Below are 15,075 nucleotides of genomic sequence, written 5' to 3' on the forward strand. Positions count from 1 at the left end.
GCTATGCCCCGGTATTGGCCTGCGCAGTGAGTGACTGCTTTGTTGTTCGATGGTACTCATTTATCGCACTAACCCCTCATTTCATTCCAGCTTGCTCTTTTCTATCTCGAGCGCTTCAATGACGGCGGCGACGGCAGACTGGATCTTTTTGGCGTCCTTGCTGCGTCTCGCTGTGGCGAGAAACGTTTCGAGCGGTTTCACTAGGTTATTCGGCATTTCGAAGCCATGCTTTAGCCATAAAACCGCAAGATCGCCCTCGGCGGGATTCATCGTCAGATACGCCTGGTAGTAACGACCAACAATCGAACTGACTCGTTGCTTCGTCACTTCAAACCGCGTTTGCACGTCTATCGACGGTTCACCGTCGACGATCACCGCCCGTGCAATGTCCCGTGTTGTTTCGGCAAAAGGCTTGGTGCCCTGCAACTCGACCTGCTTGCGCATGAACGAATCAAGTGCCGTAAATTTTCTCGCAGTAAGACGGAACGTTGCCAAAGTAAATATCCGACACGATATGGTTGACGGGCTATGAAAAAAGGGGCATATCTGCCCCTTTTTCCTGTGCATTAGAGAGCCCAATTGTTCGGCGCGAGAGGATGAATCTCACGGTCCGTATCGTACCTGAAATCGTCTGGTAAAACGCCCGCCTTGCGGCTCGGATGCAACGCATTCAGCAGCTCTATTGCGCTCTTAGAATTTAACTCAGCAACCAACCTGTTTATCATTTTTCCTGCCCGAGGCTGCCCGACACCGACCAACGCCGAGCAAGCCAACTGCACGAATGCGACCCAAAGCCTCCAGTCGGCATCTTCCTCTGGCACGCCGGCGGACACCAGATCCGCCTGCAACTGACGGAGCCGGTGTATTGATCCGGTCGATTCCTGGAATAACTCCTCGGCTCGCCAGATGACGGTCTTCATGGGGTCCGTGCCGGTCGCCCTCTCCTGCTTCGGTCGCGATGCGGCCGCTGCCTCACGGGGAGCTTTTTGCGATTGCATTGCCTGCTGGACAGCCTGTGCGACCGAAGGCGCGGACGCCGAGTGCTCACTATCGTCGGCCGGTCCCTCATTGTGGGATGACGGTAGGCCGGCGTCGTCGTCGGCCGCAGAGTTGGCGGGGTCGCCGCGTTCATCGGCCGAGCGCTGCGCGGGGCTGTTCGGCCGATCGGCCGCTGCCGGCGACGCTGCCACAATAGGCGCGTCACTTTGCGTCGTACCTTTCAATTGCGAAAGCCGGGCGTCAAGCGTGACTCGGCCCAGCTTCTCGCCTGCTTTTATCGCGGCGGCAAGCTCGTGTGCGAGTTCTGTGCTCTCGGCCTCAATGTCGTCCATCTTGTTCGCGGCCTCGATGTCGTCGAACATGCCGGCGTCGAACAGTTCCCGTGTGATTGGGCCGTACTTCCGGAACCGAAGGTGTTTGGATATCCACGACTCGCTACGCTGCTTGCCCTTCGGGTTAGTCCACAGGCGTGCGGCTTCCTCGCGTCCAAATCTGTCGATGTCGCTCGCCAAACCCAGGGCCGTCTCTTTGGCCGAAAGCGGTTTGCGATCGACGTTCTCCGAGATCTGGTACATCCGGATGACGATGTCCGGGGTGCTTGCCGGAAAGACCTTTGCCGGGATTTTCTCCCATCCGTTCACGATGCTGCCGCGCACGCGTCGCTCACCGCCGATCAGTTCGAACTGGTCGTCTTCCAGTGCGCGTACGAGAATCGCGGTGTGGACATGGCCAACCGTCTTCAGGCGCTCGGCGAACGCCTCGATGTCGCTAAAGTCTGAGCGGTCCTGCGGCTTGATGACGATCTTGGAAATTAGAATTTCAGTAGTGATCGCGCCTGTTGCTTCCTCGATCGCCGCGGCCATTGCGCTGCCGGGCTTCATCTTCGATAGCTGAGCGAGACTCGTCAGCTGTTGGCCATTTTTGAGCTGCATAATTATTTCCCTTACAGACCAATACGTTTGAACAGCGACTCACACACGGAACGCATTTCCGCTGCTGCGCGCCGGTCGCTGTCACCGCGTGGGCTTTTCCAGACTGGATGTTCCTTCGCGAGTTTTGTTCCAGAACGTTCCTGCAACTCGACATCCAGCACGGCGTCACCCCATTTCTGGCGCAGCGTGATTCGTTCCGTCTGGTCGTACGCCCGGCGTTTGTTGACCTTGTTGAGAAGCACGCCGAGTAGTTCGAGATCCGGATTGAAGTTCTCAGCGATGATCTGAGCCTTCTGTGTGAGATCGAGCAGCCCGCTGGTCGCGTCCTTGTCCAGGTCACACGGCATCAGCAGGTAATCCGCGCAGATCATTCCGGCAAAGAGCAGGTTACTCATCGTCGGGGGCGTGTCGATCACGCAGATGTCGTACTGATCGTCCAGCCGGTTCAGCGCAGACCGTGCGTGCTGGGTGCAATCGAGTGGCCACCCTAGTACTTCTATCAGGTCGTCGGACCCGGCGAACAGATCGACGCCCGGCGCGATCGACATAGGCCGAGGTTCCTGCCCGCTCATGAACAGTAAGTGAGCACTGCTTTCCGGCGCGATGGCTGGGAGCTGAATGCTGTCCCAATTGACGGATCGGGCACGCATCAGCGTTTCGTCCTCATTCATCATCAACCTGTACAGCATGGTTCGGGTGAGGTTCGCCTGCGGGTCGAGATCAATCACGAGCGTGCGCAATCCCCTTTCCATAGCCGTGAATGACAGGTGCCGCGCGGTGGTGGTCTTTCCTACGCCGCCCTTCTGGTTCGCAATTCCAACCTTGTGCATGATTCTCCCCGCCTTACGCGTAGATGGCCTGATCGATCGGTTCGAACACTCGGCCCAACGTATTGAAGACAGCCAGCCAGTTGGCCGCGTAAAGATTGACTCGCGCCGATTGCGCATCGGTGTGTTGGCCCGCAATGCTGTAGTGACAGCCTTCCTGAAAGCACGTAACACGAGCAACAGCCCGAGCCGGGTCGACGTCGAAGCAGATCCACGACGCCGGATTAGTGCTCCCGCGCGCGGGCCGGTCGTGAGCGATCTCGACGGTGAGATGACCCTCGCTGTTTTCGTCAACAGTGCAATGGACTGCCATATCACCGGCCACTCGCGGCGGGGCAAAGTGCGTGCGGCTCGATGTCTTTCCAAGATTCGGAATCAGTTCGGTAAGAGCCTGATAGATGCGCGATTGCACGGTGTTAGACATGAGACGCTCCGGTTATTGACGGTCCATTGATTTTTGATGGGTGACGTGTGGTCACGTGCAACGGATATTATTATTAGAAATGTTGACGGTCAATAGATGGTGCGAAATAAGTCCGATATCCCCCTGGATCGGGCTACTTGGTTCGGCTAGAATCGCTCGTGTTTGAGTGCATTTGAAGTGCCCGACAGGCAAGGTTTCGTGGATGCTGACGCCGCGAGTCAGGCCCGGCTCGGTCAGGTAGAGTCGAGCGGGAACGACGGCCCTTCTGGTCCGGATCGACAGGACTGCTGCAGTCGGAAAGTCTTTCATATCTGCGCCGCTGCGCGCACTCCGTACAAAATTACAGTGCGGTCGAACAGTGAGTAAAATTTCGCATGCGAAAGTGTGAATCGGACGGCGTCATCACAACGGATCAGGAGCTGATCGTCTCGCTGCTGGACTCCGGATGTACGAGAGCTGAAGTTGGCGACCGGCTGAACATGTCTGCCGCTGTGATCGGCCGGCAGATATCCCGGATCAGAGGGAAAGTGAAACTGGGCACATATGATCCTCCACCCTTACCTATCGAAGCCGCGTTGACGCGGTGATACACCAACATGATCCGTTTCGTTCTCTGCCTGCTCGGCGCCCTGTTCATCCAAGCCGCGGTCATGGCCCACATGGCTAATGGCGGTTCAACTGACTTCTTTACCAGCTTTGGCGAAGGCCTCCGCGCGTCGGTGAACTTCGACACCGGGATCGTCCGGAACGCGGCTGCACTGGTTGGAGCCAAGCTCAACTGAGTTTCATCGTACGTTTGATCGCAGGACGATCATATCGCGAATAGGTCAAAATGGCATATTTGACGATAGTAGGGAGCATACGCGTATGCCCCCTTCGATCAACATCAATGACGAGCGCTACAAGCGTCTGCGCTTCCATATGCGCAGGCTTCGACTTGCCGCCGACCTCACGCAGGTGCAACTCGCTCAGCGGCTGCACGTGGACCAGCCAAACGTTTCTAAGATCGAGCGCGGAGAGCGATATGTCGACGTTTTGTTTTATCTCGACTGGTGTCGAGCCTGTGGCATTGACCCGGGTACGGCGTTCTCGAAACTTGCCTCCCTGGACAAGTAGCGAACTACGCGGTGGCGTTCGCGGGACGGCTCTGCGCTTGTCCTGACCAGACGGTTGCAAACTTCCCCTTCCCTGCCGCACGCAGCGCGTTTTTGATAACGTCGAGCTGTCCCGCAATACCGCCCGTGAGCTGTCGAGGTTGTCCAGCCGATTCAGTCTTCGCTGCGGCGGTCTGCTTTGGCGCATTGCTCGCGAGTTCGTCGAACGTGGCGTCACGCGCGTCGGTCGCCGGCAGCAAGTCCCCTTTCCGGACGCCTTTGGCAAACGCCGATTGCCATCCGTTCAATACGGTCCGCGGGATGCCTTCGACCGCATCAAGCACGGTCAACGTGCTTCCGTCCGCGCTGACGGTTATTCGTCGGGTTCCGATCGCGTCGTAAAAGCTTTGGCCAACACAGCGGGCTACCGTGGCCGTTACTTCCGCATTTTCGGTTGCTTCTCGTTGCTGCTGAACGGTTTGGTTCCGAAGCTGCCGGGCACGATACGCGAAGTCGACAGGCTTGCGGAGAAGGGCGCGGAGGTAGTTGATTGGCGCGTGCGCTTTCTTGAGTCCAGCCCAGCTGACATCGACGACGTCGGAGAGAAATTTGCCGTTTGCTTTGGCTTCGGTCATGAGTTTGAAGACAAGAAATTCATGAAATCCCAGCGAAGTGAGGCGTTGGAGATCCGCGGGGAGGGTGCCTGGTTGTCTCTTTTGAGAAGCAGGGAAAAGATCCTTATATATAGCTCCGTCTGCCACATTGGCAGACCGACTATTCAGCGACTCGCCCCGGGCTTGCTGCGCACCTTCGGACTTGGTATCTGATGACGCCGTGTGACTGGCTGGAGCTTCCTTGGCGACGAGACCAAGCAGCAAGGCCGCGCTTTCGGTGAGATGGAGGTAGGCGCGACCAAACAGGCCAGCTTGGCCATACCGGCTTTGCGGGGGGCGCGTGATGAGGCCTGCAGCTTCGAGGTCATCGAGACTGCGATAGAAGGTCCGCATGGATTGCATGGCACGGCCGGTAAGCAGCTCTCGGCGCGCGAATATGGCGGCGTAGGGGCGTTTGGCGTCCACGGTGCGGGCGAGGGCAGCGAGCAGGGCGCGGGAGCGTGCGCTGACGCCTTGTAGTTGCGCGGCACGATGGACGGCCCGAAATATCACCCAAGGCAAGTTGGTTGTGTCGCAGGTGAATTCGGCGCGAGCTTGTGCGTCACCTTCTGCGGTTTGTGTTTCTGCTTCGCAAGGATGAGCTTCACCCTCGCCAGCAACAGAGCGTTGCGCGATAGACATGTCGAGCGTCCATTTTCAAAAAATGGAAGACACATGCTTGACTGCCGATCGCTTTCCGCTACACTCCGAAGTGTCAGTGCTTCGCCCGATTAGCCGTCGGGGGAGTGCAGCAGGAGGGGCGAGCGACAGCAAGCCCAATATTCAAAAGCCTTCGGAATTAGCCGTTCCGAAGGCTTTTGTCTTTCTAGCGTTAGAGCGTCATCGACTGCATCTAAGCCCCTTTCTTTTCCAGTAAGTCATTGATTTATAAGCATGTACGACTCGTACATCACTCCTTGCTCGTAATCTGGTCGGCGATGAACTCTCGAATCCGCTGCGCCCAATCGCTGGCAGACTCTGCGTCCTCGCCCTTGAATTGCACCCCTACGACCCCTTTGCGAACCGAAATTTCGCAGATGTGGCGCTTGCCGCTTTTGACGAACAATTTTTCCGGCGCGGCAGTCGTTGGTCGCTTTGCCCGAGCCATGCTCACAGCCTGCTCTTGCGTCATGGTCTCGTCGTTGACGAGCTTTTCGATGGCCGCAATGACTTCCTCGCTACGACCCGATTCCGCTATCTGAGAAAGGGCCTGCGCCGCAGTACTGCCGAGGCGCTCAGGCCGTCGAAAGAGGATCTCTTTCGCTTTCTCAGGCAGTGCGTCGTAGCGCATGATCCGAGTCACATGAACGCGGCTAATGCCCGCAATCTCTGCCAATGCCGCGTGATCCAGTCCCGTTTCGGTCTGCAGTTGAAGGAAATTCCAATACTTCTCGAAGTCCGAAAGGGAGGGGGCCAACAGGTTGCTGAAAAATGCGAACTTGCTGACATCCTCATCGGCAATATCTTGGGTCACGGCGCGAATGCGTGGCCGGCCCAGCTCGCGATAAATGGCAGTGCGGTTGTGGCCGGCGACCAATTCACGTCGGCCATTAGGCCGGCGGCGTAGTACCACCGGTGTAATCAGCGGGTTGCGTTCGAGGTTGGCTTTGAGTTCAGCGTATTCTTCCGGGCTCAGCTTTCGGCGCCTGCCTTCTACCTCGTCGATGAGGTCGAGATCGACTTCTTCCTCGGCTGTGCGCTCGGCGAGCGCGCGCTTCAAACGCTCAATCTCGTCATGTTGTTGCTCGGCGGTTGCCTGCAAGTGCATGAGCTGCCCCGGTGCGGTCCGGGGGGAACCGACCGGACGACTTCCAGCCGCGGCCACCTCTTCGCTCGTGAGCTTGATGCCTGCCGCCTTAGATGCGAAATTCTTCATCGTCGCCATGGTCGTCTATCCTTTTTGCCAGAGACTCGAGATCTTGTCGTCCACCCGGTCGACGAACTGGTCGCACGGGGTTCGAATTCGCCGGAGAGTCTCTGCGCCACCCTCATAGACCGTGAGGTCGTAGACGGTCGCGAACCGCATATTGGTGTTTCGCGCAACGTCGGTTTCGGGTATCTCGACAGGTATCACCCTCGAGCCGTAGAGTTGCGAAATCCAAGACTGAACGGCTTTCGCAGCGGGCTTTGGCGTCATCCGGGTCACCAAGATGTCGATGAAATCGAATTCCTTCCTCGACTCATCCCCTCTAGCGGCCATGCCGGTCACCAAGTCCGAGAAGAGATGCCAAAACTGCACCATGGACGCGAAAGCCAGCACGTCCGGAACGACTGGCACAATCACACCGTCAGCCGCGAAAATGGCATTGATCGTCAGGTAGCTAAGCGTGGGGGCCGTATCGAGGATGATGTAGTCGTATTCATCGCGCAGAGCTTCAAGGCCCTTGTGAAGTACGTTCTCAAAGCGCTCGCCACGGGCGCCCGCGGAAGCGCGAGCGGGCAGCATGAACTCCGCGTTGAACAATTCCGTCGACGAAGGGATCAGATCGAGGTTTGGCCAGTAAGTGGACTGAGGAAGCGTCGACATGTCGAACGGCTCTCCCTTCAAGAACGCTTCGACCAAAGGCATGATCGTCTGCGACGCGTCAACCTCAGCGTGCGGATTTATCCCATAAAGCGTCGTGGCGCTTCCTTGCGGGTCTAGGTCGATATGACAGACTCGTCGACCCCGCCGCAACGCGAGCCCCTGCGCCAGGATGGTCGACATCGTAGTTTTCGTGACGCCGCCCTTGAAGTTGGCTACTGCAATGACTTTGCCTGGACCGTTACGCGGGGCAGGGTTCAATTCGGCCTTAACCCACTGAACCGCCTCCTCCACGGTAAACTGTCGTGGAGCGCCTCGACGGGACTGCGTGCCTTGCGGAAGCTCGCCTTTCTTCAGGGCGTAAGCCATCCGCTGTGTGTCTATGCCACACATCTCTTGCACGCGGGCGGAACTGATCAACGGCGGGACTTTCCGCGGGAACGGTTCAAGCAGCTCGTCGCGAATCTTCTGAAGCATGAAGTCAGATAGGCCGGCGAGCTTGATGAGGTCTTCGGGCGTCGTCTTTCCGGGATTCGCGAGGTCGAGATCCATAGCGTTCTTAGGGCGTTCCATTCCGGTGGTTGTGTTCTATCGTTTGGGCGAAAATACGGCCAGCCGATAGAATTTCCCCGAAGCGTAGCTGTCGCCTTGGGTAAACGCAAGTTAACTTTTACGGGGATGTATCGCCTGGGAGCCCTTTAAATGCTGGGTTCGGCGGATTTTCGTGAGAAATTACGTGAGGAAAAGCGCTGGTGGAGCAGGCTGCTACCGCCCCTTTCGCATGCGAAAAATTAGCTTTGCGCGTCGAGAAGCGCGTCCTCGAAGAACGCATTGACTGCTCTGTAACGCCGCGCGCTGTCCCCTTTTGTATAGATCGTCGTCGTGGCCAGGCTGGCGTGCCCGAGGTTCGTCTGCACGTCGCGCACGTCCGCGCCGCTGTCGAGGGTGTGGTTGACGTGGGTATGGCGCAGCCAGTGCGTGCTGGCATTGCGCAGATCGGCCGCGGCGCCGGGGTAGCGGGTCTCCAGCTGATCCGCTGCGCGCTCGAAGATCCGCTTGAACAGGCGGGCAACGGCGTCCGGCGTCAGTCGCCTGCCGGTCTGCAGATGCGCAATCAGCGGTGTATCTTTCGGGCACCCCAGCAGCGCGGGCATGCCGTGGGACGTCAGGGTGCGCTCCAGTTCGGCCATCAGTTTTTCCGGCATGGGCACGCGCCGGTTACGGCGCCCCTTGCCCCGTACCTTTAGCTCCCACGCGTCGTCCAGTGCGCCGTCCAGCGCCGCACGCGTCAGATCACCCGTCATCGCCCCGGCCAGTTCCGCCCGGCGCAGGCCGGTGGCGTACGCAAATAGCAGGGTGAAGTGGTCGCGCTGCTCCTCCGGCGTGTACTCGATCCGCCGCGTCGTCTGCAGCACGTATTTCCATTGGGCGTGCGTGAGGGTGCGCCCGGTGGTATTGACCGCCTCGACCTCGCTGGACCTTGGCAGGCCGTCAAACGGGTTGCTGGCCAGATACCTCTGACCGACCAGCCAGCTGAACATGGCACGCAGGATCTTGCGCGCGTCCACGCGACTGCGGTCTTTGAGCGGGCCGGCGAACGGTCGCCAGGCGGGCTCGAAGCGCTCGACGCGGCCGCGGCCAACCCAGCGCGCGGCTGGCTGGGGGTCCGTCAGGAACACATCAATGTATTCCGCGCAGTCCAGCGTGTTCAGCGACGACAGGGGTTTTCCCTTCTGCACGATCGCCCACAGCAGCAGGCGCTCGCCCTCGCGCCGGTACGTCCGCGCGGTGTCGGGGCTGCGGGCGCCGCGAATCCTCACCCAGGCGGAGACTGCCGCCAGATCCGTGTTCAGTTCGGCCTGGTGGGCGGGAACGGGCGCGCGGTTCAGACCTTGCGAGCCGTCGAGTTCGGCGGAGACGCGCAGCGCTTCCATCGGCACGATGTCCGGCACCGTGCCACCGATCGGCGGCCGTAACAGCGCGGGATGTCCGGCCTGCAGCTGCCGGCGCGGTGTGGTGGCCAGCGGTGACAGTACCTGTCCGAGCGATCCGGCGTGCAGCGACAGCCAGTCCATGATGCGCTGCGCGCCCTTCGGACCGAGTTTCGGCACCTCGGCGTGCCAGCGGTTGCGGCGTCGGCCGATCAGGGCCAGCAGGTCCGCGAGCGTCGCCAGGCCCGCGGCCGTGAGGCGCGCCACGACGGCGGGCTCGAACCAGCCTTCCAGCGGGTGATGCGGCACCGGATCGTGAACCAGCGCCTTTTCCATGCGGGCCAGCGCGTCGGCCTGCCGGCGCCGCAGCCGGGCGTTGCGGGCAATGCGCCGGTCAACGCGGGGCGAGGCCTCGGGCGGAAAGTCCGCGCGATACAGCTCCAGCAGTTCCGCCTCGCTGTAGACGCCGTCCGGATCGACGCTATCGCGGTACGCGTCGAGCGTCGGCACGGAGTCCTGCGCGTGCAGCTCGGCCGGCGGAATACTGCCCGGTTTCAGTCGCAGCAGGTGCGCGGCCTCGATGTCGCGGGCACGGCGCGCGGCCACCGACAGCGTGTCGCGCAACGTGGCGATCAAGCGGCGTGTCACGCGCACGTCCGTGCCGGTGTCGCCGTAGCTCGCGTGCAGTTGCACGTCAGTGAGGCCGTCGAGATAGCCCCGGTACAGGGCGAAGTGCTGGCGGGTCAGGCGTCGGTTCATGGCTGTAGTTAAGGGCGTTCTGGCCGGTTTCTTGACAGGTCCGGGTGCGCGACCAATACTGGATTGACACAGTGCGAGTACATCGAAAGGTGACCTCTGACGCCGCCTCACCCCCTCTGGGTCAGGCGGCGTTTTCATTTCACGGTCGCCAACGCGATGGCATCCACACCAAATAGTTCTTTGCTATCAGGCACTTGGGCGAAGGCTATCACTGACCCCTCAATCTGACAAGCCAAATCGCCATTCGCGATAACTCCGGTTATCAGATGTGGCGATTTTCCATCCGGCGGCTAAATTTGTACTGCCTTCTGAAAAAGCCCGTATTCGCGTTTCCGGGAAGGAGGTCGCACGTTGACGGCGCGACCCGGCGACGTTGGCCCAGTGCTTGACGAGAGCGGGCACATCGCGTTCGACTTGTGCGGGATTGCAGTGGGATTTCATCAAGTTCGACGGCGCGACTATATGAATAATCGCAACGACTTGGTGAGGCGCTCGAACGGGCATGACTTAAGAGAGTTGCCGTGCAGCGGTCCCAATCGGACTGCGAACAGGCGAGGGCATGAAGCAGCTGACGCCAAGTCAACACAAAGCGGCGGTGCGCTGACTTAAGTCGCACGGAGCAACTACTGGCGAAGGAACTATCTATAAACAACCTGCCAACTCGGCGACGGAGGAGGAGGGCGCCTCCGCCTGCAAGTGGAGCGGCTGCTCGAGTGCCTTTGTTCACCTGACGTGCGTCACTGATCGATATCGGCGAGCGCTGGTCGCGGAGGGGCGCCAGGTACTCGAAGGATGATCGAAGCATTTCAAGCTCTCTGGCGGATATTCGGCGCTCTTCAATGACCGATCACAAGGATCAGCCATGATATAATAGGTCATGGCTGACAGAAAAATTTATGATGACCGCCACGCCATCGCGAAGCGCAGAGGTAACGGCGAGCTACGACGCGAGGTGTGGGTTGACGGAGCCGGTACAGTGACCCGCTACAACCTTGCCTACATCAACCACGACTTGCATCAGGGCGACAATGGCCGGGTGGTCGGCTACGACAATGCGCATGGCTTTCACCATCGACATTACTTTGGCCGCGTGGAACCCGTCGAGTTTGTCAGCTTTGACGACATCGAAGACCGGTTCGCACGCGACTGGACAGCGTTACGGAGAGAAACATGAAGAACACAGTGCTTGAAACGGCAGTTGGTACCGAGGCGGAATTTTTCGCGCGAGGTCGACGCATTGCGCAACGTGCCGATCGTAATGAGCGTATCCCGGAAGCGCACGTCGTCACTTTTGAAGATCCGGCTGACCTCGCGCGGCTGCTCACTGCTGCTCGGATCGGGCTTTTTCAGGCAATCAAAGCGGAGCCTGCGTCGATCACCGGCATTGCCACACGACTTCATCGCGATCGCAGCGCCGTTAAGCGCGACGTCGACGCGCTGCTACGCGCCGGCCTCGTGTCGGTCGAAACCGCCGTGAATGCCGGGCATGGCAACCACAAGGTCGTGCGAGCGGTGGCGTCGCGGGTCGATCTCCATGTACTCATTGCATGACGCGCTCGTTGAATGGACCGCGTCATTCGCAGCTTTGAAACCGAGAACACCGATCGATTGGACCTCCGCTAAATGGGGGCCCTCAAGAAACGGACTTTTGCGTACCCTAAGACCGAACGGCCCTTACGCGGTGCCGGCGTCACGCGGGTCTTCGCCTCGCTGCAATGAGGCAATCAACGGACACGACACGTGCCCCCTGCGCGAATGGCACGCGCACACGAGTTGGGCGAGCACCGCTTCCATGCGCTGGAGATCGGCGAGCTTGTCCTGAATGTCGCGGAGCTTGTGCTCCGCGAGGCTGCTTGCCTCGTCGCAGTGCGTTCCATCTTCCAGTTTCAGCAGGTCTGCGATTTGGTCCAGGCTGAAGCCCAGCCGCTGCGCCGATTTGACGAACCGCACCCGGGTGACGTCAGCCTCACCATAGCGGCGAATGCTGCCGTACGACCTCTCCGGTTCGAGCAGCAACCCCTTGCGCTGATAGAACCGGATCGTCTCCACATTGACGCCGGCCGCCTTCGCGAAGGCGCCGATGGTCAGGCTTTCACAACCGTTTTCCATACCGCTTGACTCCGTACATAGGTACGGAAGTAAGGTTACGCTATTCATTCAAGGCTCGAAAGGAAAAGCGTATGGCTGAACAGCAGAACGGGCGCAGGGTGCTCTTCGCCGGCGGCCTAGCCGCGCTTCTCGCCTCAACCTGTTGCCTTGGCCCACTGGTATTGGTTGCATTAGGTGTCAGCGGGGCCTGGATTGGCAATTTGACGGTACTCGAACCGTATCGCCCGATTTTCATCGGCGCTGCGCTGGTTGCGTTGTTCTTCGCCAGGCGGCGCATTTTCCGACCGGCATTGGCCTGCAAACCCGGCGAAGTGTGTGCGATTCCACAAGTGCGCACCGCGTACAAGCTCATCTTTTGGATCGTGGTCGCGCTGGTATTGATCGCGCTCGGTTTCCCCTACTTACTGCCCTTGTTCTATTGACCAGGAGTTCGTCATGAAAAAAGCCTCTTTCGAATCTCGAGTGGGTGGACTGCCGGGTCAAGTGCGGGCGCAAGCCCGGCGTAGCGAACACTTGACGCGCGTGGGTAAATAAGCTGGTGCAAGGCTGGTTGCGGCAGAATGCGGCAATCAGCCCTGCAAGACCAAGCGAACTATGACGAACCAAACCCAGCTGTTTGAAGCCGCCTTGGGAATCAAGGCGCCGTGGTATGTGCAAGGCGTCGATTTCGGCACGGAACTGACGATTGCCGTGGACTTTGTCGCAGGCAGCCGGTTTGCGTACCCCGGGGTGCCGGGCGAACACCCGGTGCACGACACCGTCATCAAACGGCTGCGGCATCTCAACTTTTTCCAGTTCGACTGTTATCTGGAGGTGCGCGTGCCGCGTGTGCGCCTGCCGGACGGCTCGGTGCGGCTCGTAGAGCCTGACTGGATGGGCAAGCTGGATGGCTTTACGCTGCTGTTTGAAGCGCTCGTGCTGACGCTGTGCCGGGAGATGACATTTGCGGCGGTGGCTCGTCTGGTGAATCTGTCGTGGTACCGCGTGAAGGCCATCTGTGATCGGTACGTGGATCTGGCCGTGGCCGCGACTGACTTGTCCGACGTCACCGCGGTGGCCATTGACGAAACCTCGTGCCGACGGGGCCATGACTATGTCTCGCTGGTCGCCGACATGGATGCCAAGCGCGTGGTCTTCGTCACGCCAGGCAAGGATGCAGGCGTTGTCGAGCGCTTTGCCAGTCACCTGGAGAAACACAACGCAACGCCTGCGCAAGTCAAATCGGTGAGCATCGACATGTCGCCCGCCTTCATTAAGGGCGTGGACAAGCATCTGCCCGATGCGCGCGTGACGTTCGACAAGTTTCATGTAGTTGCGCACGCGTCCAAAGCGCTCGATGGTGTGCGCCGCGAGCAGCAGAAGACCGATCCCGCACTGAAGGGCATGCGCTGGTCGTTGCTCAAGGATGCCGACACGCTGAATCTCGCGCAACTGACCGATCTCGAGGCGCTGATCAGCCAGTACACCACCAACCGCACGGCCCGTGCCTGGATGTACCGTGAGCAGCTGCGCGAGATTCTCGATCGCAAGCAAATCCACGTGGTCTCCAAGATGTTGCGCCGGTGGTGTAGCAACGTCATGCGTTCCAAGGTTGAACCCATGAAGGAGGTCGCACGCATGATCCTTCGTCATTTCGACGGCATCGTCGCCTGGGCGCAGACACGCCAGACCAACGGTTTCATTGAAGCCATCAATGGCCTGTTTCAAGCTGCCAAGCGCAAGGCGCGCGGATACGCCAGCTTTAAAACCATGCGAACCGTGCTGTTCCTCATCGCAGGCAAGCTCGACTTCTCGGCCTTCAACCCACATGCCTCGTAAGCCGCATTAGCCACTCCACTTTTGAAATAGCCCTTATTTCCTCCTTTGTGGAAGTCATTTCCCTCGAGTTAATGCCGACGTCCAATACGCTTCCGCGCAAGTAGCCAACAAGCCCTACGTTTTTAGCACGATAGTCAAAGGTGCGAGCGCGTGTTGGCTACCACGCCATATCGTCAGGTCGCCACGAGAGCAGAATTGGCTACTTTACGTATGAATCACATAAAGCAGCATGAACGTTTGACAAAAATAAAGAGCTGCGAAACGAACGACGCAGCAAATGACGTCCGATCACATATTCTCCGCGAAAACTGGACAGCAATTCTTGACGATCCGAGGGGCGTTGTCGACAGGTCGCTCTTGGTGGGCGGACTCGGACCTTACTGCCAGCCACCGCTACCGGCGTACCGACTTTTGCCAGTGACACCTTTAGTTCGCGTCTGCAAACGCTTTTGTGCCGAGGCCGGGGCGGCACGTGAGTCGCGGTAGCGTTGCGAGTTGATAATCATTGAAAGGCCTCCTGGCCGCCCAGAGAAGGGGGCGGCCAGGGTCTAGAGTTGGGATGCAACGCTCAACCGACCCGTTCAGGAGGCTGAAATGAAGTTTAGCGGAATTGATCTGCACTCGAACAACGCCGTGGTCGCCGTGATCGACGACCAGGATCGGGTGCTGTACTGCAAGCGGCTGACCAATGATCTCGGACTAATTGTGGCAGCTCTCGCGCCTTATCAGGCTGAGCTAGAGGGAGTGGTGGTGGAGGCGACGTTTTATGGGCGCCTCGGGATTATGCAAGGTTTCTCGGTCATTCCGAGGTGCGATCGCCCAATTTTGCTGGACTCCGGGTGCGCTTCAACAACTATAGACTTCACATAACAGACCGTGCTCTGCTCAGATGGCTTCGCCGCCAATTCAGAGGAGAGCAACCATGAACACGCAAGTTGTTTCTGAAGTCGTCATGCGCAATCGCGCACGGAACGGCGCACTTGAACCAGTTGTCGGAGCATATGC

General features: G+C 59.2%; 15 protein-coding genes and 1 pseudogene. 7 read left to right on the forward strand and 9 right to left on the reverse strand.

Annotated elements, in window-relative coordinates; translation table 11 throughout:
* Positions 1 to 81 precede the first annotated feature (81 nt).
* Genes AWB69_RS40040 through AWB69_RS40055 form a run of 4 tightly spaced genes read right to left on the reverse strand, consistent with a single transcriptional unit; the run spans position 82 to position 3,182 of the window.
* The gene (locus AWB69_RS40040) at positions 82 to 567 is read right to left on the reverse strand and encodes a TrfB-related DNA-binding protein (protein WP_231937390.1); all 486 of its coding nucleotides are present in this window, start codon (positions 565 to 567) and stop codon (positions 82 to 84) included.
* Complete coding sequence (locus tag AWB69_RS40045) at positions 567 to 1,931, reverse strand: ParB/RepB/Spo0J family partition protein (protein ID WP_062092311.1); 1,365 nt, start codon at positions 1,929 to 1,931, stop codon at positions 567 to 569. The genes AWB69_RS40040 and AWB69_RS40045 overlap by 1 nt, the downstream gene beginning before the upstream one ends.
* Positions 1,932 to 1,942: 11 nt before the next feature.
* Positions 1,943 to 2,761: a ParA family protein gene (locus AWB69_RS40050; RefSeq protein WP_062092312.1), complete on the reverse strand. Its 819-nt coding sequence runs from the start codon at positions 2,759 to 2,761 to the stop codon at positions 1,943 to 1,945.
* A 13-nt stretch (positions 2,762 to 2,774) separates the two neighbouring features.
* Entirely contained in the window at positions 2,775 to 3,182 is a 408-nt protein-coding gene (locus AWB69_RS40055; protein ID WP_062092313.1) for a hypothetical protein, read from the reverse strand.
* Positions 3,183 to 3,778: 596 nt separating this feature from the next.
* On the opposite strand from AWB69_RS40055, the gene AWB69_RS40060 reads away from it, so the two are divergent.
* On the forward strand, positions 3,779 to 3,964 hold the full coding sequence (locus tag AWB69_RS40060) for a hypothetical protein (protein ID WP_062092314.1): 186 nt from the start codon (positions 3,779 to 3,781) through the stop codon (positions 3,962 to 3,964).
* An 85-nt stretch (positions 3,965 to 4,049) separates the two neighbouring features.
* Positions 4,050 to 4,298, forward strand: a complete 249-nt coding sequence (locus AWB69_RS40065) for a helix-turn-helix domain-containing protein (protein WP_062092315.1) — start codon at positions 4,050 to 4,052, stop codon at positions 4,296 to 4,298.
* Positions 4,299 to 4,302: 4 nt separating this feature from the next.
* Here the strand turns inward: AWB69_RS40065 and AWB69_RS49990 are convergent, their stop codons facing one another.
* From AWB69_RS49990 to AWB69_RS40085, 4 genes are all read right to left on the reverse strand, one after another.
* On the reverse strand, positions 4,303 to 5,571 hold the full coding sequence (locus AWB69_RS49990) for a hypothetical protein (RefSeq protein WP_062092316.1): 1,269 nt from the start codon (positions 5,569 to 5,571) through the stop codon (positions 4,303 to 4,305).
* A 268-nt stretch (positions 5,572 to 5,839) separates the two neighbouring features.
* Positions 5,840 to 6,814 carry a ParB/RepB/Spo0J family partition protein gene (locus tag AWB69_RS40075; RefSeq protein ID WP_063978014.1) on the reverse strand — a complete coding sequence of 325 codons (975 nt, stop codon included), beginning with the start codon at positions 6,812 to 6,814 and terminating at the stop codon, positions 5,840 to 5,842.
* Positions 6,815 to 6,820: 6 nt separating this feature from the next.
* Positions 6,821 to 8,005, reverse strand: a complete 1,185-nt coding sequence (locus tag AWB69_RS40080) for a ParA family protein (protein WP_062092317.1) — start codon at positions 8,003 to 8,005, stop codon at positions 6,821 to 6,823.
* Between the two features lie 239 nt (positions 8,006 to 8,244).
* Positions 8,245 to 10,143, reverse strand: coding sequence for a phage integrase family protein (locus AWB69_RS40085; RefSeq protein WP_062092318.1), 1,899 nt, complete (start codon positions 10,141 to 10,143; stop codon positions 8,245 to 8,247).
* A gap of 877 nt (positions 10,144 to 11,020) precedes the next feature.
* Between AWB69_RS40085 and AWB69_RS40090 the strand changes: the two genes are divergently transcribed.
* Positions 11,021 to 11,317, forward strand: a complete 297-nt coding sequence (locus AWB69_RS40090) for a toxin-antitoxin system TumE family protein (protein WP_007182514.1) — start codon at positions 11,021 to 11,023, stop codon at positions 11,315 to 11,317.
* Positions 11,314 to 11,694, forward strand: coding sequence for an HVO_A0114 family putative DNA-binding protein (locus AWB69_RS40095; RefSeq protein ID WP_007182513.1), 381 nt, complete (start codon positions 11,314 to 11,316; stop codon positions 11,692 to 11,694). Before AWB69_RS40090 ends, AWB69_RS40095 begins: the two co-directional genes overlap by 4 nt.
* Positions 11,695 to 11,817: 123 nt before the next feature.
* Here the strand turns inward: AWB69_RS40095 and merR are convergent, their stop codons facing one another.
* On the reverse strand, positions 11,818 to 12,252 hold the full coding sequence (merR, locus tag AWB69_RS40100; protein WP_007182511.1) for an Hg(II)-responsive transcriptional regulator: 435 nt from the start codon (positions 12,250 to 12,252) through the stop codon (positions 11,818 to 11,820).
* Positions 12,253 to 12,323: 71 nt separating this feature from the next.
* Between merR and merT the strand changes: the two genes are divergently transcribed.
* From merT to AWB69_RS51130, 3 genes and pseudogenes are all read left to right on the forward strand, one after another.
* Complete coding sequence (gene merT / locus AWB69_RS40105) at positions 12,324 to 12,674, forward strand: mercuric ion transporter MerT (protein ID WP_007182510.1); 351 nt, start codon at positions 12,324 to 12,326, stop codon at positions 12,672 to 12,674.
* A 172-nt stretch (positions 12,675 to 12,846) separates the two neighbouring features.
* Positions 12,847 to 14,070 (forward strand): ISL3 family transposase, encoded by a 1,224-nt coding sequence (locus AWB69_RS40110; RefSeq protein WP_007175898.1) that lies wholly within the window; start codon positions 12,847 to 12,849, stop codon positions 14,068 to 14,070.
* A gap of 594 nt (positions 14,071 to 14,664) precedes the next feature.
* A pseudogene (locus AWB69_RS51130) lies at positions 14,665 to 14,835 on the forward strand (IS110 family transposase); the annotation flags it as partial.
* Positions 14,836 to 15,075 lie beyond the last annotated feature (240 nt).

The organism is Caballeronia udeis, assembly GCF_001544555.2.
Lineage (GTDB): Bacteria > Pseudomonadota > Gammaproteobacteria > Burkholderiales > Burkholderiaceae > Caballeronia > Caballeronia udeis.

Excerpts from the sequence above, each read along its gene's own strand:
- AWB69_RS40040 (WP_231937390.1), bottom strand. The coding sequence starts at position 567 with ATGCACAGGAAAAAGGGGCAGATATGCCCCTTTTTTCATAGCCCGTCA.
- AWB69_RS40045 (WP_062092311.1), bottom strand. The coding sequence starts at position 1,931 with ATGCAGCTCAAAAATGGCCAACAGCTGACGAGTCTCGCTCAGCTATCG.
- AWB69_RS40050 (WP_062092312.1), bottom strand. The coding sequence starts at position 2,761 with ATGCACAAGGTTGGAATTGCGAACCAGAAGGGCGGCGTAGGAAAGACC.
- AWB69_RS40055 (WP_062092313.1), bottom strand. The coding sequence starts at position 3,182 with ATGTCTAACACCGTGCAATCGCGCATCTATCAGGCTCTTACCGAACTG.
- AWB69_RS40060 (WP_062092314.1), top strand. The coding sequence starts at position 3,779 with ATGATCCGTTTCGTTCTCTGCCTGCTCGGCGCCCTGTTCATCCAAGCC.
- AWB69_RS40065 (WP_062092315.1), top strand. The coding sequence starts at position 4,050 with ATGCCCCCTTCGATCAACATCAATGACGAGCGCTACAAGCGTCTGCGC.
- AWB69_RS49990 (WP_062092316.1), bottom strand. The coding sequence starts at position 5,571 with ATGTCTATCGCGCAACGCTCTGTTGCTGGCGAGGGTGAAGCTCATCCT.
- AWB69_RS40075 (WP_063978014.1), bottom strand. The coding sequence starts at position 6,814 with ATGGCGACGATGAAGAATTTCGCATCTAAGGCGGCAGGCATCAAGCTC.
- AWB69_RS40080 (WP_062092317.1), bottom strand. The coding sequence starts at position 8,005 with ATGGATCTCGACCTCGCGAATCCCGGAAAGACGACGCCCGAAGACCTC.
- AWB69_RS40085 (WP_062092318.1), bottom strand. The coding sequence starts at position 10,143 with ATGAACCGACGCCTGACCCGCCAGCACTTCGCCCTGTACCGGGGCTAT.
- AWB69_RS40090 (WP_007182514.1), top strand. The coding sequence starts at position 11,021 with ATGGCTGACAGAAAAATTTATGATGACCGCCACGCCATCGCGAAGCGC.
- AWB69_RS40095 (WP_007182513.1), top strand. The coding sequence starts at position 11,314 with ATGAAGAACACAGTGCTTGAAACGGCAGTTGGTACCGAGGCGGAATTT.
- merR (WP_007182511.1), bottom strand. The coding sequence starts at position 12,252 with ATGGAAAACGGTTGTGAAAGCCTGACCATCGGCGCCTTCGCGAAGGCG.
- merT (WP_007182510.1), top strand. The coding sequence starts at position 12,324 with ATGGCTGAACAGCAGAACGGGCGCAGGGTGCTCTTCGCCGGCGGCCTA.
- AWB69_RS40110 (WP_007175898.1), top strand. The coding sequence starts at position 12,847 with ATGACGAACCAAACCCAGCTGTTTGAAGCCGCCTTGGGAATCAAGGCG.